18 protein-coding genes are annotated in these 20,678 nt (G+C 37.7%); 6 read left to right on the forward strand and 12 right to left on the reverse strand.

Features of this window, described 5'->3' with window-relative positions:
• Positions 1-426 (reverse strand): DNA mismatch repair endonuclease MutL (mutL, locus tag HMPREF9071_RS12440; RefSeq protein WP_009744861.1); only part of this gene is annotated, 426 nt, incomplete at its 3' end.
• Between the two features lie 46 nt (positions 427-472).
• Positions 473-742: a hypothetical protein gene (locus HMPREF9071_RS01960; protein ID WP_009744862.1), complete on the reverse strand. Its 270-nt coding sequence runs from the start codon at positions 740-742 to the stop codon at positions 473-475.
• Positions 743-1,004: 262 nt separating this feature from the next.
• Here HMPREF9071_RS01960 and HMPREF9071_RS11770 point away from each other — a divergent pair, with 262 nt between their 5' ends.
• Both HMPREF9071_RS11770 and yidD read left to right on the forward strand, forming a co-directional pair.
• Positions 1,005-1,649 (forward strand): hypothetical protein, encoded by a 645-nt coding sequence (locus tag HMPREF9071_RS11770; RefSeq protein ID WP_009744863.1) that lies wholly within the window; start codon positions 1,005-1,007, stop codon positions 1,647-1,649.
• A gap of 9 nt (positions 1,650-1,658) precedes the next feature.
• Complete coding sequence (yidD, locus tag HMPREF9071_RS11880) at positions 1,659-1,883, forward strand: membrane protein insertion efficiency factor YidD (RefSeq protein ID WP_009744864.1); 225 nt, start codon at positions 1,659-1,661, stop codon at positions 1,881-1,883.
• Here yidD and HMPREF9071_RS01970 read toward each other — a convergent pair.
• Together HMPREF9071_RS01970 and HMPREF9071_RS01975 are read right to left on the reverse strand one after the other, a co-directional pair.
• Positions 1,834-2,799, reverse strand: a complete 966-nt coding sequence (locus HMPREF9071_RS01970) for a 2-hydroxyacid dehydrogenase (protein WP_009744865.1) — start codon at positions 2,797-2,799, stop codon at positions 1,834-1,836. The genes yidD and HMPREF9071_RS01970 overlap by 50 nt on opposite strands.
• Before the next feature lie 130 nt (positions 2,800-2,929).
• A complete protein-coding gene (locus tag HMPREF9071_RS01975) occupies positions 2,930-3,982 on the reverse strand; it encodes an ankyrin repeat domain-containing protein (protein WP_009744866.1) in 1,053 nt (350 codons plus the stop codon).
• Positions 3,983-4,270: 288 nt separating this feature from the next.
• Between HMPREF9071_RS01975 and HMPREF9071_RS01980 the strand changes: the two genes are divergently transcribed.
• Entirely contained in the window at positions 4,271-5,005 is a 735-nt protein-coding gene (locus tag HMPREF9071_RS01980) for a 3'-5' exonuclease (protein ID WP_009744867.1), read from the forward strand.
• Positions 5,006-5,019: 14 nt separating this feature from the next.
• Here HMPREF9071_RS01980 and HMPREF9071_RS01985 read toward each other — a convergent pair whose 3' ends face one another.
• From HMPREF9071_RS01985 to HMPREF9071_RS01995, 3 genes are all read right to left on the reverse strand, one after another.
• A complete protein-coding gene (locus HMPREF9071_RS01985) occupies positions 5,020-5,901 on the reverse strand; it encodes an NAD kinase (protein WP_009744868.1) in 882 nt (293 codons plus the stop codon).
• 8 nt (positions 5,902-5,909) lie between these two features.
• Complete coding sequence (locus HMPREF9071_RS01990) at positions 5,910-6,551, reverse strand: O-methyltransferase (protein ID WP_009744869.1); 642 nt, start codon at positions 6,549-6,551, stop codon at positions 5,910-5,912.
• 81 nt (positions 6,552-6,632) lie between these two features.
• Entirely contained in the window at positions 6,633-8,786 is a 2,154-nt protein-coding gene (locus HMPREF9071_RS01995) for a S46 family peptidase (protein ID WP_009744870.1), read from the reverse strand.
• 186 nt (positions 8,787-8,972) lie between these two features.
• On the opposite strand from HMPREF9071_RS01995, the gene HMPREF9071_RS02000 reads away from it, so the two are divergent.
• Genes HMPREF9071_RS02000 through HMPREF9071_RS02010 form a run of 3 tightly spaced genes read left to right on the forward strand, consistent with a single transcriptional unit; the run spans position 8,973 to position 13,155 of the window.
• On the forward strand, positions 8,973-10,922 hold the full coding sequence (locus tag HMPREF9071_RS02000) for a DUF1444 family protein (RefSeq protein WP_009744871.1): 1,950 nt from the start codon (positions 8,973-8,975) through the stop codon (positions 10,920-10,922).
• Between the two features lie 11 nt (positions 10,923-10,933).
• Entirely contained in the window at positions 10,934-11,476 is a 543-nt protein-coding gene (locus tag HMPREF9071_RS02005) for a hypothetical protein (RefSeq protein WP_009744872.1), read from the forward strand.
• Positions 11,477-11,496: 20 nt separating this feature from the next.
• A complete protein-coding gene (locus HMPREF9071_RS02010; RefSeq protein ID WP_009744873.1) occupies positions 11,497-13,155 on the forward strand; it encodes an MBOAT family protein in 1,659 nt (552 codons plus the stop codon).
• Between the two features lie 155 nt (positions 13,156-13,310).
• Here the strand turns inward: HMPREF9071_RS02010 and HMPREF9071_RS02015 are convergent, their stop codons facing one another.
• From HMPREF9071_RS02015 to HMPREF9071_RS02035, 5 genes are all read right to left on the reverse strand, one after another.
• On the reverse strand, positions 13,311-14,534 hold the full coding sequence (locus tag HMPREF9071_RS02015; RefSeq protein WP_009744874.1) for a glycoside hydrolase family 57 protein: 1,224 nt from the start codon (positions 14,532-14,534) through the stop codon (positions 13,311-13,313).
• 25 nt (positions 14,535-14,559) lie between these two features.
• Positions 14,560-15,852, reverse strand: coding sequence for a glycosyltransferase family 4 protein (locus HMPREF9071_RS02020; protein WP_009744875.1), 1,293 nt, complete (start codon positions 15,850-15,852; stop codon positions 14,560-14,562).
• A gap of 8 nt (positions 15,853-15,860) precedes the next feature.
• The gene (locus HMPREF9071_RS02025; protein WP_009744876.1) at positions 15,861-17,822 is read right to left on the reverse strand and encodes an amylo-alpha-1,6-glucosidase; all 1,962 of its coding nucleotides are present in this window, start codon (positions 17,820-17,822) and stop codon (positions 15,861-15,863) included.
• A gap of 136 nt (positions 17,823-17,958) precedes the next feature.
• On the reverse strand, positions 17,959-19,929 hold the full coding sequence (locus tag HMPREF9071_RS02030) for an alpha-amylase family glycosyl hydrolase (protein WP_009744877.1): 1,971 nt from the start codon (positions 19,927-19,929) through the stop codon (positions 17,959-17,961).
• A gap of 154 nt (positions 19,930-20,083) precedes the next feature.
• Entirely contained in the window at positions 20,084-20,653 is a 570-nt protein-coding gene (locus tag HMPREF9071_RS02035) for a MarC family protein (protein ID WP_009744878.1), read from the reverse strand.
• Positions 20,654-20,678 lie beyond the last annotated feature (25 nt).

Raw genomic sequence — 20,678 nt, forward strand, 5'->3', positions numbered from 1 at the left:
TTTGTTGGTAACAATGGGATATTGATCAATAATTTTATTTCCTTCTATAGTAATGGCGGTTCCTATCTCTTGTCCTTCTTCAGAGGTGATAAGTTCCACCTGAGCGATAGCAGCGATAGAAGCTAAGGCTTCTCCACGAAAACCTTTTGTATGGAGAGAAAAAAGATCATCAGCGGTGCGAATTTTTGAGGTAGCATGCCGTTCAAAAGCTAAACGGGCATCCGTGGGGGACATGCCAGTACCATTATCTACAACTTGTACTAAGGTACGTCCTGCATCCTTGAGGAAGAGTTTTATCTGAGTGGCTTGTGCATCAATGGCATTTTCCAAAAGCTCCTTTACAGCAGAAGCAGGACGTTGAATGACCTCTCCTGCCGCGATTTGATTAGCTACATTGTCAGGAAGCAATCGTATAATATCAGACATTCAATAAGATAAATTTAATTTGTAAAAAACTGTAATTCAGTAGAGTTTATTTTCTCAGTAAGGAAGATAAGTTAAAATCAAAAAAATAGTAGGTAGTCAGTAGCAGTAATAGGAGAATTATCCAAAATAAGCGATTGGAACTTACCTCAGGCTTACGGTTACTCTTACGCATATTCTCCCATTTCTTACGCAAAGTATATCCTCTTAACTGGTGTTTTGGGATGCTAAATCCTCCTCGTTCTTCTATTTCCTGATAGTAACGAGGCTTATAGGAAAATTGTTTAATTTTCGGAACTTTAAAAAAATTGATTTTCACTTTCTCCTATTTATACGGGTGCGAAAATACAATTTTTTTACCTAAAAAAATAGAGAAATTTATTAACAATCATAAAGAATGGGCGATAAATATGCTTTATAAAGAATGTATCAAAATAAATTCATAAAAAGAATTGTTTTTTCTTATTAAAAGTATTATATTTGCAAGGTCAAAAAATATAAAAGAAATTTGATTTAAAATAGCTTGTAATGAGTTAATTTTAAGAATAATCATTCATGTAGGACAAAAACAATATAAGACAATGAGAAATCTATTTTTAGTAACATTTGCTTGGCTGATGATGATAGCCATTATAGGAAGCGTCATTTATTCCATGATGTTCATAACTTTAATGTATGCTCGTAATGAAGGGCTTCAGTTCCTCTCAAATTGTTTTACAGGAGTGCTTTTGATTCCTGCTTATAAGGGGTTGAGCTATATTCATAGCCTGTGGGCTAAGAGCCTTAAGGAATACCGAGAATATTCTTTGGAGGACAGGAATCCTGTAGAGGTGCCCTTCTTTAAGGAACCCGCATTAAAAGGTCAAGTAGCAGTTAATGAACATCCCTTCGTGAACTATAAGGTACCACAGAAAGGGCATGAAGAATATCAATATGTAGATGTAAACAGAGAAATGGAAAAAATCCTCTCTTCTGCAGAGGAGAAACTTAGTAAAATGAAATCTGAAGAGAAGGCTGCTGTTAAGAATGATGATCACCTTACAGAAAAGCCGGTAAAGGCTAAGAGAGGAACTCAAGCAGAAACTCCCTCTGAGAAAGAAGAGAAAGCCTCTCCTAAACAAAAGGCTGCTAAGAAGACTAAAGATAAGCAAACAACCTCACAAAAACGAACAAACAAAAATACCCATCCCCATAAGGATACTACTCCTAAGAAGAAAAAACAATAAATTGCTTAAATGTTTCGTAAGCTTATTACCTATCCTTTTATATGGATGGTACGTTTCTATCAAGTAGCAATTTCCCCGCTGAAGCCTCCCACATGTCGCTTCACTCCCACTTGTTCTTCTTATACATTGGAGGCACTGAGGAAGTATGGGCTTTTCAAAGGAGGAAGGCTTGCTATAAAGCGAATTATGCGTTGTCATCCATGGGGAAGAAGTGGTTATGACCCAGTGCCTTGATTTTATCTACAATTACTTGAGCAAGGAGGGTCTTGCTTTCCACTGTCCAGCCTGCAATATGCGGGGTGAGGATTACATTATCTGCCTTCGTGAGATAAGTGAAGGGTTCAGGGAGTGTTCCTTTAAAAAAGTTCTCAAAGGAGGATTGTTCGTACTCCAGAACATCCAACCCAGCTCCTAATATTTTACCTCTTTGTAGGGCTTGTACTAAGTCGTGAGTGTTTACACTCTTGCCTCGTGCTGTGTTAATGAGCCAAAAATTCTTAGTAAATTGTTCTATAAAGGAGGCGTTAACCATATTAAGGGTTAAGGGAGTCTCTGGAGTGTGCAGACTTACTACGTCTACTTCCTTTTGAAATACTTCTAAGGGTACTTGAGTAGCATTGGCATCACCTACATTTTCCTTGATATCATAACAGAGAACTCTACAGTCAAATCCTCTAAGTTTCTTAGCAAAGGCTTTACCCATATTACCATAACCAATAATCCCCACTGTAAGGGAATCTAGTTCATAGCCGCGATTTTCTTCTCTTAGCCAGAGCCCGCTGCGCACTTCTTTATCTGCTTTTTTAAGTTTGTTAAGTAAGGCAAGTAAAAGAGCTAAAGTATGATTACCTACAGCATTGCGATTACCTTCAGGAGAAGAAATAAGCACAATCCCCTTACTTTTGGCATACTCTGTATCAATATTTTCCATACCTGCTCCCACACGAGCAATAAACTTTAGATGAGTTGCTTTATCTATAAAATCTTTATCAATGCGGAAACGACTGCGAATCACAATTCCATCATAGTTAGCTATTTTTGCTTCTATTTCCTGCTTACTACTTTTGTAATCTGTATCATTCTTAAAACCAGCTTCACTGAGCTGTGTAATCATTAGTGGATGATTACTATCAATATGTAATATTCTCATTTTAGTTGCTTTTTTAATATAGCTTGTTAGTTTTCGGATAAGATATTCTGTCAGAAATATTGTTTTTATTAAGTGAATCTTTGTCTTTGATTTGTATTGAAAGTGATTAAAGGAATATCGTTATTATTTCTTATCGGTTATAAGGAACTTTCTCTAACTCAATGGGATTAGGGTTTTGTGAGACCCAAAGAGTAGTGAGTTTGCAAAGGTGATGAGAAAGCGTTCCATCATCCTCTAGGATATTTTTCTGGATGTGTGCTACTTCGGCGAGTTGTTCTGTTGTAAGAGAGTTTCCTTGTTTGAGGAAATTTGAAATTATGGAGAGCATCTTTCGATAATCTCTGTCCCAGTTACCCATTCCATTGTGTAGAAGTTCATCATTAATTCTACCAGCAATACGTATCACTTCTCCTTGTAATGTATTAGCTTTACCATTTCCAGGGACAAGCAAATTCCATGCTTGTTCATATTGTTTTTCCCACGTATCCCCCGAGAGCATGATGGGCGATTTGCCATCATGCTGTATGCGTTTTGGCACAGGAGAAACGGCAAAAAGTTGGTATAATATTTGAAGAGCGGCATTGGTTTGATTCAAGTAATCAGAGTTAAACTTAGCACGGTGAAACTCAAAATCCTCCTCAATACGGGTTATTGCTTCTTTGGCGAATGGAGTAGACTTATAACCTGCTTGCAAATAGACCTTAGCCGCTTCTGCAGCTTGGCAAATGTTTCCTCCTTGAACACGGCTAAGCATACGTTCCACTACATCATGTCCCTGGTCATCTTTTGCTTTGATATCTGCTCCTTTTTCGAGGAAGAGTTGAGCTACTTCGGCATGGTACTCAGCAAAGTGTAGAGGGGTATTATGATAGATATCTTGTGCATGAATATCCGCTCCTTTTTCTAAGAGAAAAGTTACCCTTTCTATATCATTCACTTGAGAGTGGTAGAAGAGCGGTGTACGCTCATAGGAATCTTTCATCTCTATATCTGCCCCTTGCTCTAATAGCCACTGCATAAAAGGAATAGGAATGTTATAGAAGCAGAGAGCAGGCTTTTTAATGAAATCACGTTCATAGGCATTCAGTTCACAATTTTCAAAAGTTGCTTTGAGTTTCTCTATGTTGCCTTCTTCTATCAAAGAAGAAAAATTGGTAGGAAGAGTTATTCTTTTCTTTGCCATAAGGAGGGTGTTTTTTGATAAAGCAAAGATACATTTTTTCTCTGAAAAGGAGGAAGGATATTTTATTTTTGTATATTATTTGTGAGGATTAAATTGCTATTTCATAATTTTTCTATATATTTGTCATACGAAATAAATAGAACTTACATGAAGCAAGAGACAAACAGATATTCTTGTTGTATGGAGGTTATTTTTTTGTTAATCAGTCATTTACTTATGAAGGTGGCATATAGAAGTAGAAATGAGTTTTCTTAAAATATACCGGATTTTTTCTTCAAACCTTATTATATGATAACATCTCTTACCTCACTGAAGCTCTCTCATATTCTATTTTTGGATATTGAAACAGTTCCTTTGTATTCGTCATATAAGCAACTGTCTCCCTTAGAGCAAAACCTTTGGGAGGATAAAACACGCTATATTCGTCAAGATGTCTCTGCAGAGGACTATTATGAAAGAGCAGGTATATGGGCTGAGTTTGGCAAAATTGTTTGTATATCAGTAGGTTATTTCTTGTTAAAAAATGAGAAACGACAGTTTAGGGTACGTTCATTTACTGGGGAGGAGAGGAATATATTACAGGAGTTTTCTCACTTAATCAGTCAGTTCTTCAATGGGAAGCAATACTTGTTAGCCGCTCATAATGGGAGAGAATTTGACTTCCCTTTCATTGCTCGGCGTATGCTTATTCATCAGCTTCCTATTCCTAATATTCTGCAACTCTTCGGTAAGAAGCCTTGGGAGTTTGCCTTTCTGGATACTTTGGATTTGTGGAAGTTTGGAGACTATAAGCACTATACCTCATTGAATTTGCTTGCCTATATTCTTGGAGTGCCATCTCCTAAGGATGATATTTCAGGAGCTCAGGTAAGGCAGGTATACTATGAAGAAGGGGATATAGCTCGCATTGCTCAATATTGCCAAAAGGATACTATTACAGTAGCACAAATTCTTTTGCGTATGAGGGGAGAACCCTTACTTACAGATGAAGAAATATATGTAATGGAGACAGATAAAAATTGAAAATATTTACCTTACTAATTCCTTTTATCTTCTCCCCAGAGGAGTTTATTACGGAGCGTTTTGAAAAAGTCATTTCCCTCAAGTTCAATTGTTTTTAATAAAAAGGGAGCAAGGCTTATCTTAACAGGAGTTTGGCAAGGAAGTATGGAAGAGCGGGCATCATAAGTTGCTAGATAATAGCCTTCACGATTGGATATATGGAGGGTGATTTCCGTACTATCGGGTATGATAAGTGGGCGTGCATTGAGATTATGAGGGGCAATAGGGGTAAGTACTAAGGTTTTGGAGTGAGGCATAATTACGGGTCCTCCACAACTTAGGGAATAACCTGTAGACCCCGTAGGGGTGGAAATAATGAGCCCATCTGCCCAATAAGAAGTTAAGTATTGTCCATTGAGAAAAGCCTCTACGGTAATCATTGCGGTGGAATTCTGTCGGATAACAGTGATCTCATTCAGAGCGAAGTTCAAAGGAGCAATAGCTTTTCCATTAGTATGGCTAATTTGTAATACGCTTCGCTTATCTACATGATATTTTTGAGCACGGATTTTGGTAAACATATCAGCTACTTCCTCTTGCGAGATGGTGGCAAGGAAGCCTAAGCGTCCTGCATTAATACCTAAGATAGGAATTTGCAGATGCTGTATATAGGTCATTGCCCATAGGATAGTACCATCGCCTCCAATGGTAAGCATAAGATCAGTATCAGGAGCTAAATCATCTACATTATGAAAGGTATCTATAAAGTAGGAGAGAGGAGTACGCTCTGTAAAGCGATGCAATAGATCTGCCTCCACAAGAATAGTATCCTGGTGAGTGATAAGTTCTTCAAAGATGGCTACTAACAGAGAATGATATTCAGGTTTGTATTTTTGAGAATAAAGGGCTATTTTCATTTTTAGTACTATTTTACACGTGCAATTGAAAGTCCATCACGAATGGGTAACAACACAGTTTCCAATAGGGGATGGGTAGCTAATAATTCATTATAAGCCATTAATGTCTGAGTATGTTTGTCATTATCCTTAATCTCCTCCACTACTTTACCGCTCCATAATACATTGTCGGAGAGGATGAGTCCTCCTTTACGCATTTTAGGTAAGAGTGCTTCCAGATATAGGGGATAATTTTTTTTATCAGCATCAATGAAAGCTAAATCCACTTCATTAGGCAGAGAAGGTAATACAGAAAGAGCAGGAGCAAAGTGTTGGACAATTTGTTTGCGGTAATGACTCTGCTCGAAGTATTTATTCTGAATTTCTTCTAATTCCTCATTGACTTCTATAGTATGTAATATGCCTTTTTCACTGAGTCCTTCAGCCAGACAGAGAGTTGCGTAGCCAGTAAAGGTACCTATTTCAATGATATATTGAGGGTGCATAATCTTAGAAAGCAAGCTAAGAAATCTTCCCTGTAGGTGTCCGCTAAGCATACGGGGTTGTAGTACTTTCAAATGTGTTTCACGACCAAGGGCTTTGAGTAACTCAGGTTCTTTTTGGCTGTGTGTATTGGCATAATTTTCTAAATCTTCAGAGAGGAAATGCATGATGAGAGATAATTATAGGGGAAAATAGGGACGTATACAATACGTCCCTATTTGTATGCTTATTTTTGGGTACAAAATTTGTTATTGAATAATAGTCATTTCATCCACAATGTGCTTAGCACCTGCAAAGGTATCAATGCACCAGAGGACATAACGAATATCTACTACAATAGTACGTTGTAGCTTTTTATCAAAAATAACATCACCAGCCATAGCTTCTATATTACCATCAAAAGCAAGTCCGATAAGTTCTCCCTTGCCATTCATTACAGGAGAACCAGAATTTCCTCCTGTAATATCATTATTAGTAAGGAAGCATACATGCATGGTACCATCTTTGTCAAGATAACGTCCGAAGTCCTTCTTTTCATACATTTCTACAAATTTCTTAGGCATGTCAAATTCTGCATCTCCAGGTTTGTACTTATCAAGTAATGTTTTGAAAGTGGTGTAATAGTTTTTCTTTACATCGCCGTTACGTTTATCAGCAGGGAGTGATTTTACTGTACCATAAGTAAGACGGAGGGTGGAATTAGCATCAGGATAAAGAATAGTACTTATTTTAGAATCACGCATTCCTTTCACATATTTGCGGAAAGCTTTAGCATAAGAATCTTCAAGGGCTATATCTTGTTCAGTTTTCTCATAGTACTTGGTAATTAGTATACGAGAGATTCTTGCTAAGGGGTCATTATTAAGAGCATCTGCGCTTGGATTGTTTAAGAAGCGTTGGAAATTTTCTTTTTTAGTGAAGATACTGTTGGCAAACACTTCATTAGCATACTTTTTAAAATCTCCATTATATTTATTTTTGATTTGTAGTACTTCCTCAGGCACAGAAGATGCTTTGGTAGCATAAAGTTTGAGTCCATCAGAGAAAAGTTCTACCTCTGCAGGGAAATAAGATTCGGCAAAATAGCTATTTAAATCCTTTTCTACACGCTCTTTGATTTGTTCTTTTTCTTCCATAGAGCCAGAGGAAAGGTATTTTTCTAATTGTTTTGCAAGCCCGTTACTCAAGGAAGCAATTCTACTTCCTCTAAGGAACATAAACAAATAGTTATGGTCAGCGGCTTTTAGATTTGTTTTTCCAAAATAGTTAGCCAAATCAGTCAATACATTCCCATATTCAGCTTTGTTTTCAGGTCTGTTTGCCCAAGAAGCAAATTTATTTTCAGCTTTGCGCTTAAGGTCAGCGGTTTTGTGAGCAGTAAGAGCATTAATCATTCCTTGGCGGTTTTTCCAATAGTTAGCTAAACTTGCATAACGAGCAGCATAAATAAGGCGTACCGCCTTGTCCTGATCCATATATTTTTTCATAGCATCCATAGCTGTTTTGGATCCTTCTACCCACGCAGGATAGCCATATTTCACCTGTTGGTCTACCCAATAGGAAGGCACCCATCGGTTAGTACGTCCAGGATATCCTAAAATCATTGCAAAATCTTTTTCTTGTACTCCTTTAAGGCTTACATTCAAGAATTTTTTAGATTTCATAGGGATATTGTTAGGAGAATATTCGGCAGGATTTCCATCCTTATCTGTATAAACACGGAATACGGAGAAATCTCCTGTATGGCGAGGCCATTCCCAGTTATCAGTATCTCCACCAAACTTTCCTACATTTTCAGGAGGAGTACCTACAAAACGAACATCCTTGAAATCCTGATAAACAAAATAGTAGTATTCATTTCCTTGAAAGAAAGGACGTACAGAGACTACATACTTACCTCCCTCACTGTTTTCTTTTTGAATTTTTTCTATTTCGCGGTTTAGAGCTGCTTCACGTTCTTTTTCAGTCATAGAAGGATTTACGACAGAGAGCATTCGATTGGTTACATTGTCCATACGAACAAAGAAACGAACATAGAGGCTCTTAGGAGGAAGTTCATCTGCTTTAGTTTTTGCCCAATAGCCATCTTTTAAGTAGTTGTGCTCTGGGGTTGAGAGTCCAGCAATAGCTCCATAACCACAATGGTGGTTAGTAATTACAAGACCATCAGGAGAAATGATACTAGCAGTACAACCTCCATTAAATTGCACGATGGCATTTTTGAGGCTGTTGTTGTTAATACTGTAGATTTCCTCTGCGGTGAGTTGTAAGCCCATTTTTTGCATGTTACGTTCGTTCAATCGCTTAATAAACATCAAGAACCACATGCCCTCATCAGCTTTTACCACGTTGGGCAACAGTAGTAAAAATGAGACTACGAAGGAAAAAATAATTTTTTTCATTTAGTATGTTTTTTTAATTTGTTCTGGAGGTCAAAATTACTAAAAAACTAAAAAATATTCTATTAATGAAATGTTATTTTTCAACCATAGTTATTAAAATAACTTAAATAATAATTTTTTTCATTAAGAGTTTCACTATTACAAAAGAAGTTTATATATTTGCCTTTGGAAAAAATAAAAAGAAAGATGGGGTTATTAGACTTATTTAAGAAGAAGAAATTTGACGAAACAGATTTGAAATCAATAACTTATAAAAGATATTGGTTGGATGCTGTTTCTACTATCCTTATTCCTTCCGATTGGGAAGTAACCAATACAGACCGTTTTGTGGCTAAAACTGCCGATGACCGTGCAAACCTTACTGTAATGAGTTCTGAGGAACCTCTCAAAGGAGAAATAACTAAAGAATTTTTCGAGAATCTTAAAGGGGATTTCTTTAAGGATTATGAGAAAGAAGGGTTTACAGCATTGGATGAGACTATCGCTAACGAGCGATATATTAGTAAAACTTTCCAGACCTATGATGAAGTAGAATATCATTTTACGTGTGCTAAAAAAATAGAGGATAAAGCTATTATTACAGAACTTATTTTGCGCCATAAGGATCCTTATAGCTTGGAAATAAGAGAGCTTGTGGATAAAATGGGAATGAGTATACAGTATGTAGCGGACTTTACGCGCCTCTTTGCTGAACGATTGATTACTAAAAATCCCAATGTACAAGTAAGAAAAACAAATGGATTAGAGATAGAATGGATGCTTAAGAGTGAACCAGGACAACTCATTACCAGCTTTTTGGATAATGCATACGCAGAATATATGCATCGTAGCGACTTCTACTTAAGTGAAATTATTGAGAAATATGCTTCTTCTATACTGGAAACTATCCCTAAAGAAAAACCTAAAGCGACTCCTAAAACACAACCTGCTAAAGAAGTAGAAAAACGCAGAGAAGTAGAGACTCCTAAGGTAATTATCCCTGAGCCCCCTAAGGAAGAACCTGTTATTATTACAGCTCCACCTAAAGAAACAGCTAAGGCTGAGATAAAAGCAACTTCTAAAAAACCAGTAAAAGAAATCCCTACAAATGCAAAAAAGGAACCAACTCCTAAGAAAGTAGAAGAGAAAAAAGAAGGAGTTAAAAAGGAAACGCCTGTGATGGAACCTACCAAAGAACCTACCCCAAAAAAAGGAAAAGAACTTATATTTCCTGATTTTCCAGAAGAGATTACCAAACAAATACAACAGCAAGAAGAGCTTCCAAAACAGGATATCACCGCAGATCATAAGGAGGATATCCAAGAGAAGGACACACGAAGGAATCCTGTTTTCCCTGATATTAAGGATTTTGTCTTTGAAGAGAAGGCTCAAGAAGAGAAGAAAAAAGAAAATCCACAAGAAAAATCTCAAAAGGAAGTACCTATACAAGGAACAGAAGAATTCAAGGAAATACTAGACCTTACAGTGGATTTGGATACAACAGAACAGGCACCTACGACTGTAACTCCACAAGAGCCTATTATTCCACAAGAGCCTGTAATTTCACAAGAACCTCTTACAAAAGAAGAGGATCATCACCACTTAACAGAAGAGGAGGTAATTACAGGAAAACTTCTTATTAAAAAGGAAGAGATTTTCCCGCTGGTGAGAACAACAACTTTTATAGAAGAGCTTAAAGAAGAAATTCCTAACTTACTCTATGAGAATATTAATAGTGAGTTAGGAGTAATCTATCTTGTTCGAGATGAGAAGATAAGCCTTACCACAGAGGATCTGAAGGATTTACATCTTGATCGCTTGGCTCTGAAAGCTCTTTCTGTACAGAACCTTATTGACCAGATAGAAGTAGGAGTAGAGGAGGAAGGAAGCCGATATACCATTATAGCAGATGGAAAGTTTGAGGCGAGTTTCTTAGTTGTTTCTGAACTATGGTCAAAAGATAATATCCCTGTAGAGGGAACAATTATAGTAGGGGTACCTTCCAATAATGTACTGCTTATTACAGGAAGTGCAAATCCTACAGATATGGACTGGATACGTCACCGAGTAGCACAAGCTTATGTAGAGAGCAATATTCCTATCTCAGAGAAACTTTTTGAAATAAAGGGAAATGCTCTTATCCCTATGAAGATGTAATACTGAATAATATGAAGAAAATACTCCTATTAGCTTACCTACTACTCTCATTTGTCTCTCTAGCACAAGAGAGCGGTAATATTCTCCTTCCTCAAAACCAAAAGAGAAATAATCCCTTTGAGAACTTTACCTTCGGAGGAAATATAGGTGCTTCTTTTGGAAATGACCTGTGGGGAATTTCTCTTTCTCCACGTATAGGATATAAGCTTACTGATGATTTGGAACTTGCTTTTTTAATGAATTATAACTATCAAAAAGGGAAATATACACAGTATAATTTTTTAGGACTGGGACCTTCTCTGAATTATTACTTTATGAGGAGTGCTTATTTGCAAACCTCCTATCAGCATTATTTTATTAATCAAAAGTTCAATGGAGATAAAAGTTATCACAAAGAGGAAGATGCCCTTTACGTAGGGGGAGGTTATATGCAATCCTTAGGAGGAAGTACCTATATGCGAATAGGGTTCACTTATAATGTATTGTATAAAAAGGATAAGAGTATTTTTTCTTCAGGCTTCTCCCCTTCAATAGGGATTGTTATAGGCTTATAGTACATTTTACATGATTGCGAATGGATTGGATATACGATATATTTAAATTTTCTGATAAAACCCCTCTGGATTTTACCCAGATGAGTTTTTGGCTTTTCTTCTTTATCGTATATGTTGGTTTTTCATTTATTTATAAGAGAATTCATGTTCGTAATCTTTTTCTTTTCTTAGTAAGTTGTTTTTTCTATTATAAGACAAGTGGATTATTTGTGCTTCTATTGATATTCAGTACTGTAACTGATTTTTATTTTGGTAGGCAGATAGATAGGAGTGATAATGAAAAACAAAGGAAAATATTTGTTTGCCTTAGTGTAATAGTGAATCTTACGGTATTGAGTTATTTTAAGTATGCTTACTTCTTCACAGATGTTTATAATACCGTTTTTCATACAGAGCACAAAGTATTTAACTATTTAGCCTATTGGGGGAATGGATTCAGTTCCAAAGGAGGTTTTTCAGTAGATGAGATTATTCTTCCGGTAGGGATTTCTTTTTATACCTTCCAGACTATTAGCTATACGGTGGATATTTACCGAAGAAAGCTTAAATCCTTGAAATCTATTTTAGATTTTGGACTCTATGTAACATTTTTCCCTCAATTAGTGGCAGGACCTATTGTTCGTGCAGAAGAGTTTGTCCCTCAGATACTTCGTCCTACTCAAGTTACAATAGCGGAATTCAACAAGGGAACCTATTATATTTTCAAAGGATTGATTAAGAAGATGCTTTTTGCCAATTATATAGCAGTACAATTTTTGGATATGGTTTTTGAAATGCCTACTATGTACTCAGGTTTTACTAATATAATGGCACTTGTAGGCTATTCCCTGCAGGTATATGGAGATTTTGCAGGATATACAGATATTGCTATAGGGCTTGCGCTGCTTATGGGGTTTGAACTACCAAAGAACTTTAATTCCCCTTATAAGGCGACTAGCTGTGGAGACTTCTGGAAGCGTTGGCATATTTCTCTTTCCTCTTGGCTGAAGGATTACCTATATATTCCCTTGGGGGGAAATCGTACAGGTTCTTGGGCTTCTGTGGTAATAGCCTTGGTTTTTATTGTAGTGGCACTTATAGGGGTGGGGAATCCATACTTTTCTCTTATCGTGGGAATATTGCTCTTAGGAGGCACTTTGCTTGCTATGAAAAACACTAAATTCCAGCACTATATCACCACTAATATCAATCTAATGCTGACTATGCTCTTAGGAGGGCTCTGGCATGGAGCTTCTTGGAAATTTATCCTCTGGGGAGGAATTAATGGATTGGGAATTGTCTTCTATAAGCTATGGAGAAAGGTGAGCCCTTATGAACATTCTACACATCCTTTAGCTCATTTTTGGAAGGTATTTTCTACTTTTATCTTTATTGTTTTTGTGCGTTTGTACTTCCGTGGTGAGGATATGGAGCGTATTAACCAATGGTATACTCAGGTATGGAATAATATGGATTGGGCAGGTAGTGGGCAGGTACTATGGTACTTTAAGGATGCTTTTCTTATAATGCTATTGGGCTATATAGTCCATTGGCTTCCGCAATCCTTCAAAGATAAGGTGGAGAATGCCTATTATCAAAGTCCCCTCTGGGGCAAAGTATTGGTGATGGTTGCGGTAACTATTGTATGCTATCAAACCTATTCTGCAGGCTCAAGAACATTTATATATTTCCAGTTCTAACTCAGGTAAATGCTAATTATCCTTTGTTTTAGAACATATTCTAAGAGAGGGACTAATTAAAGAACAACGTTAAAGATAGCAAACCCTTATACAATACAGCAAAGGGTTTGCTTATTTGCTTCTCAGAGAGACCTTCTTATGTGAAAAAGTTGAGATTACTGAAGGCTGACTCCTGAGCGTATTTCTTTAGCTAAAGCCTTATCCACTTCCAGAGTAAAGTCGCTCAATACATTCATATAATTGATGTAAGCATCATAAGGAGAGGGATAGGGAGAGACCTTTTTTAAGCGTTGTTCCACAGGAATAAACTTAGTACTCATATAGTTAAAATGGTTGCTACATTGTAATCGGCTATAGGTACGGTGTAAGGTGTCGTCAGGAACACTTTCTACTTTCTTGCTTAAGGCAAAGAGTTCTTCAAAGGCATTTTCCTGTAATTCATTTCCTAACCAAGGGGTGATATCTCGCTCTTCATCTGTCCAAGAAATGGGATTAGGAACATAAATGGCTTCCATGGAAGGGAAGGTTTTAGTTGCTTCTGAAGGGGTAAGGAAAGCATATTCTTCTTCATCCAAAAGATAATGAGGAAGGTAACGTAGAAAATCAAAAATACCTGACTCAGGAAGGTTATATTTACCAAAGGCTTGATAACGTAGGAATAGATTTACCACATCACTATCACGAAGGCTCTCCTTAAGCCAATAAGCATATTTTTCTGCTGTAAGAGGATATTCATTCCATTCTCTTGAGGAAAAGCGCAAAGAAATGTCATCACTTAGTTTTGAATTTTTAAGGAGTATCTTTACCTTATTATTATTGGGATGATGGTAGACAAAGTTAGGATTACGCCAACCTAAAATATGCTTAGCTCCTTCAGTGAGTATCGTATGAAAACCTAAACGGGCAATGCGTTCTCCTATACTATCAGAATAGATTAGTGAGGTATTACGAAAAGCAGTAGGAGTTTTTCCAAAGAGCTGCTCAATACATAGGCTGTGACGTTTTACATCTTTTTCAAATTCAGTAGTATCATTCGAGAGAGAGGAAAGGGAATGGGCATAAGGCTCACATAGGAACTCTACACAACCTGTTTTAGCAAGAGCTTGAAAACTGTGAATTACTTCAGGGGCATGTAATTCCAGAAGTTCAATAGCACTACCTGAGATAGAGAAAGCTACTTTAAATCTGCCTTTGTATTGTTCAATAAGTTCTGTAAGGAGCTTATTGGCAGGCAGATAACAATCCTTAGCTAATTGTTCTATTTCAGTACGGTTGAGATAATAATCAAAATAATCATGTTGTTTACCGATATCAAAGAAATGATACCTACGCAACTGTTCAGGGTGATGAACTTCAAAATAAAAACAAATGGCTTTCATAGGTTCTATTATATTTTAGGGTATTTTAATGGATGAATGTTTGATAAATATGTTTAAGTTCGGAGGCTGCATGTTCCCACTTAAGGGCTCCCACTTCTGCCAGTCCTTCCTTCTGGAGAGAATGGGATAGCTTAGGGTAAGCAAGCACACCGTAGATAGCATCGGCAAGGGCATTGACATCCCAATAATCCACCTTAATGGCATGTTGTAACACTTCTGAGACTCCTGATTGTTTGGATATGATAGTAGGTACTCCACAGCGCATTGCTTCCAAAGGAGAGATACCAAAAGGCTCAGATACAGAAGGCATTACATATACATCACTATAACGGAACATACGCTGTACATCGTTTCCACGGAGAAAACCAGTGAAATGAAAATGCCCACCTAATTTAAGTTGGGCTACTCGCCTGACAGAGGGGGTCATTTTGTCTCCATTTCCAGCCATCACGAAGTGTACTTCGGGTAGGCGTTTAAGCACTTTTGCAGAGGCTTCTATAAAGTATTCAGGTCCCTTCTGTAGGGTAATACGTCCTAAGAAAGTAACTATTTTTTCATTAAGAGTACGAGGAGGTAGGTCAAGCTCATCGTCAGAAAAATCAACGGCGTTATGCACGGTACTCACCTTTTTTGGGTCAATACCATATTTTTCTATCACAATGTTACGGGTCCAGTCACTAACAGTAATTACATGGTCGGCTCCTTGCATTCCTTCTTTTTCTATATTATAGACAATAGTATTGCGATTGTATTCTCCACCTCGGTCATATTCGGTAGCATGTACATGTACAACTAAAGGCTTCCCACTAATGCGCTTGGCGACAAGTCCTGCTTGATAGGTAAGCCAATCATGCGCATGGATAATATCAAAATCATATTTTCCTGCGACAGTACCCGCTACTAATGCATAACGATAGACCTCTTCCAAGAGGTTATTTCCATATTTACCAGAGAAATTATAGGTATGCTTACGGGAGGTATGTTGTTCCTCTCTCTTACGTGATTGTTCTTCTTCCCAATACGATGCAAAAACTTCAGGAGACAAATAAGGGCGTAAGGAAGAGCCTATTTCCATAAATTGGATGTGTTCATTATACTCATTGGTAAAGGTATAATTCTGTAGCATCTCTTCCTCACTGGCATTAATAATTTTTGCAACTGAAGAATCTTCATCACCTGAGGCTTTGGGCATAACAAAGAGGACTTCTACTCCATTTTTCGCAAGTCCCTTGGTGAGTCCAAGACAGGCGGTGCCTAATCCGCCACTTATATGGGGGGGAAACTCCCATCCAAACATAAGCACTTTTAATTTTTTCATAAGGAATATTATTTGTGTGAATTATTTTCTTTATAACTATTAATAAGATAAATACTACGAATAATTTCTGCAGTATTTCGAGCTTGAGAGATACAGCCATGTCCTGAATAAGGAGGATTGCCATCATAGAACTCTGAAATAAGTCCAATGCCATAGTTTAGGATGTCCTCATCTATTTTGTCAAGGAGTTCTTCAGCTTTAGGAATGAAGTCCTTGCCGTAGAGGTTTAAACAAGTTTCTATATAGAAACTCAAGAGCCAAGTATGAGTGCCTCCCTGATAGATAGCTTCCTCTTGTTCTTGCATAGAACCCTCACAACGAGCACGATAACGCTTGTCATCGGGGGCTAAAGTACGTAATCCTCGTTCGGTAAGAAGTTTCTTTTTTACTAGGTCAATAATACTTTTCTTCTGGGATTCCTTAAGAGGGCTGTAGTTTAGAGCACAGGCGATGACCTGATTAGGGCGTATAGAGAGGTCTTGTTTTCCATCATCTTGTGTATCGGCTAAGTAGCCCTTTTGCTCATTCCAAAAGGTCAATAAGAATTGTTCTTGTATTTCCTTGGGATAATCTTTCCATTGGGCGATGAATTCACGATCTTTTCCTGCTTTAGCCAAATCCAAAGCATAACAAACCGCATTGTACCACAAGGCATTGACTTCCACTACATAACCATTGCGTTCTAATATAGGCACCTCATTGATAGTTCCATTCATCCAGGTAAGGGGGCGGTGATATCTTTGGTTATAAATAAGTTTGTTCTCTTCCATGTGCACTTGTGGGAAAGTACGTCCGTCCCGATAGGCTTCTAACACAGCAATTAATGTGTTTCTGTATTTTTTCCATAACATTCTTTGGGGTACCTTAGCCCAGCGCTCATATTGTTGCAATGTCCAGAATAACCATAGTGATCCATCGGCGTTGAACTCAGGAGCAACATGGCTACTGATAAGGCGAGGGAAAAGTCCTCCCTTCTGATATTGTTGCATGGACTCAATGACTTGCTCAAATAGGGAAGTATTCCCAGTGGCGATAGCAATTCCAGGTAGGGAAATAAAAGTATTGCGACCGTAGGAAAGGTGCCAAGGATATCCTGACTTGATGCGTGTTTCATTAAGTTTTTCTATCACAAATTGTCCAGAGGCATATTTTAGGCAATTTTCAAAGGAATCACGAGGAGCACGCTCTTGAGCAGCATGATCAAATTCTTTTACTAATTTCTTGACATCCTCCTCAGTAGTGGAGGCAGAGAAAATAACGGGTTTCTCTCGAGTGAGTGTGAGTTCAAAATCTCCAGGAACTAACAAATCCTCTTGGTTGTCCCCTCCATGCTCTTTATCCTTGCTATATTGGATATTCTTATACCAATGAGGGTTATGACGGAAGTCATTTTTCTTACTCAGTTGCATATATAAGGTGGGAAATCCCTCGTATAGTTTTACAGCAATTCCTTGAGGTGCTTTCTGGTAGTTTGTATCTGCAATATGGTTTTCCTTACAGAGTTGATGAATATCTCTGAAGGCGAGAAAAGGCTTTAGGCGCAAGCACACGGAATCGTGAGTACCTAAAAGGGTATAACGAATTAATACCTGAGGTTGCTTGTGAAGCATTATAATATCCTTTCTAAGACTTACTCCTGCTACTTGGTAGGTAATGGAATAATACTTATTGAGTTCCGATGAGATGATATATTTATGCCCTTTAGGGTAAAAAGTATCTGGATATTGATGAATACCAAAATTAAACTCTTTGTCATTGATAATAATAGTCTCATCCAAAGAGGAAAGTAACAGATGGTTGCGTCCTGAGAACTCATCAATAGGGACAATAAGAAGCCCATGGTAGCGACTTGTATTACAAAAATTGAGTGTTGTGGAGAGATATCCTCCTTCTCGGTTAGTACCAAGAATTTCTCTCTGTAAGGCAAATTCTAAATTTACCAAATCACGTTGTTTGAAATTTAAATACATTAGATAATGATTAATTGTTAATAATTAAAGGACGTGTGCTGATATGTTTTCAGTTCGTACTTTTATTTCTTAGAGATAAGCACTTGTAGTATTGTGCCAGAGATTAAGATTATCCTCTTTCTTGACTTGCTTTCCTCTATTCTCTTTTAAGTACCATCCCTATACGAGGGGGGAGATAGAGAGAAATCAGGTTCTTATTTGCTATATATTGGGTAAAATGTTCAGTTCGTTCGTCTATGAGTCCTAACCCACCAAAGGTAGAATGATCACTACAGAGTACATAAGTATATTTCCCTGCACTTACTTCGAAGTGGTAATTAGCAAAGGTAGTATTAGGATTAAAGCTAAAGACAAATAGATAACCTGCTCGCTCAAAAGCCAATAACTGCCTTTCTATATCCTGTACCAATACATGAGGTTTGCTCTGCAAAAGATGACTTTCTTTGGCAAAGTGAATCATGGCACGGTCAAAGACATTAAGGTATTTGAACTTTAAGTTGGGGTCATCCAAGAGGCTCCATTGCCTACGTGCATGGGCATAACTGCCTCCATTGCCTTCACGAGGGAAGTCAATCCATTCAGGATGTCCCCACTCATTCCCCATAAAGTTAAGGTATCCTCCACCAGCGGTAGCCAGTGTTATAAGGCGTATCATCTTATGTAGTGCCATCGCACGGTCTATGATAAGGCTGTGGTCAAAGACACTCATTTGGGTATAAACTTCTTTATCCGTTAGGCGGAAAAAGATTGTTTTATCACCTACTAAAGCTTGATCATGACTCTCAGCATAGCTAATAGTTAGTTCCTCAGCACGCTTGTTAGTCAGTTCATAATAGAGATTTCCTACATGCCATTGTTCATCGGGGATATCCTTGAGGAGCTTAATCCAATAGTCAGGGATTCCCATACTCATCTTATAGTCAAACCCCATGCCTCCTTCTTTTATAGGAGAAGCAAGACCTGGCATACCGCTCATTTCTTCAGCTATAGTAATTGCTTGCGGGTATACCTCATGGATAAGTTGGTTGGCAAGGGTTAGGTAGGTAATGGCATCTACATCTTCATTTCCATCATAGTACATACTATACTCAGTAAAAGCCTTACCCAATCCATGGTCATAATAGAGCATGCTGGTGACTCCATCAAATCGGAAGCCATCAAAAAGGTACTCCTCCAACCAATATTTACAATTGGAGAGGAGGAAGTTCATGACCTGCGGTTTACCATAGTCAAAACAGCGGGAATTCCATGCTGGATGATGTCCTCTTTCTCCATGGTGGAAATAGAGATAGTCAGTGCCATCAAACAAGCTTAAGCCCTCTGCCTCATTACTTACTGAATGAGAATGAACAATGTCCAAGATAACTCGGATTCCTAAACCATGAGCCGTATCAATAAGTTCTTTCAGTTCTTCGGGAGTACCAAAGCGTGAACTCACGGCAAAGAAATTGGCTACCTGATAGCCAAAAGAACCATAATAAGGATGCTCTTGTATAGCCATGAGTTGTAGGGTATTATAACCTAAATAAGCAATACGAGGCAGAACAAAAAGGCGAAACTCAGTAAAGGTACTTACTTTTTGTTGTTCGGTGGACATTCCTATATGGGCTTCATAGATAAGAGGGCGTTCCCCTCCGGTAGGTCGTGGATGTTTCCACTTATAAGGAGAGTCAGGATGCCATACTTGGGCGGTAAAGATTTTTGTATAAGGATCCTGTACAGCCCGTGAGGTGTGAGAGGGAATTCGCTCTCCACACCCTCCTTGCCACTCTATAAGCAATTTATAGAGCATACCATGGGATAGTGTAGTGGCAGGTAGGCGCAACTCCCAATTCTCATGAGTAAGCCTTTTGAAGGCATATTGTGGATGTTTTTGCCAATTATCTTCTTCAAAGAGTAGGTAGATAGCCGTAGCATTGGGTGCCCATTCTCTAAGGATCCACTCCTTACCAGTGAAATGCAAACCATAGTATAAGTGAGAGTTACAGCTATCAGCAAGACGAGTATGCTCTCCTTGCAAGAGGGTTAATTTTTGCAAGTAGTTCTCATGCCTCTTTAGCATGATCTCCTTATAAGGGAGCAGGAGTGTATCACTATCATACAACATAGCTCAAACCTTTTATGGTTTAGGTTGTAAAAATAGCAAAAAAACCTTAGATATTTTCATAAAGGAATGTTATTTTTCTACTAAAAAATCATTTCCTTTAACAAGATATTCAAAATGTTTTTATAGAATAGAAAACTATTATGATTTCTAAAAATCATTCAAAAATGGTCTTCCAATTATCGGCAAACATCTTAATAGAGAGGGCTAAGAGAATGACTCCTGCAATTTTATTGGCTATAATAATCCCTGTTTGTCCTAACCAATCATTAATCTTACGGCAGTGCTTAATAACTACATAAGCGATGACTATATTGATGAGGATAGAGATAACAATATCAATGGAGGAGTAGGTAGAATGTAAGGAAAGTATCATGGTTAGTACCCCAGGTCCTGCGAGCAAAGGAAAGGCAATAGGAACAATGGAAATGCTGTTGGCTTCTTCCATTTTATGGAAACTTACACCAAGAATCATCTCCACTGCAATAATGAAAAGAATGAAAGCTCCTGCTACAGCAAATACTTTTAGAGGAATATCCAAGAAGCGAAGCATAGCCTCTCCTGCAAAGAGAAAAGTAATCATTAAACAGGCAGAAACAAAAGCGGCTTTCTCTGATTGTATTCTGCCAAATCGATTCATTAGACCAATAAAAATAGGTAATCCTCCAATGATATCAATGATCCAAAAGAGTTTGAAGGAAATTTGTGCGATATGTTCTAAGTTCATGAAAGGAAAAATTTCCTGACAAAGA

This window comes from Capnocytophaga sp. oral taxon 338 str. F0234 (assembly GCF_000192225.1).
Taxonomy (GTDB): Bacteria; Bacteroidota; Bacteroidia; order Flavobacteriales; family Flavobacteriaceae; genus Capnocytophaga.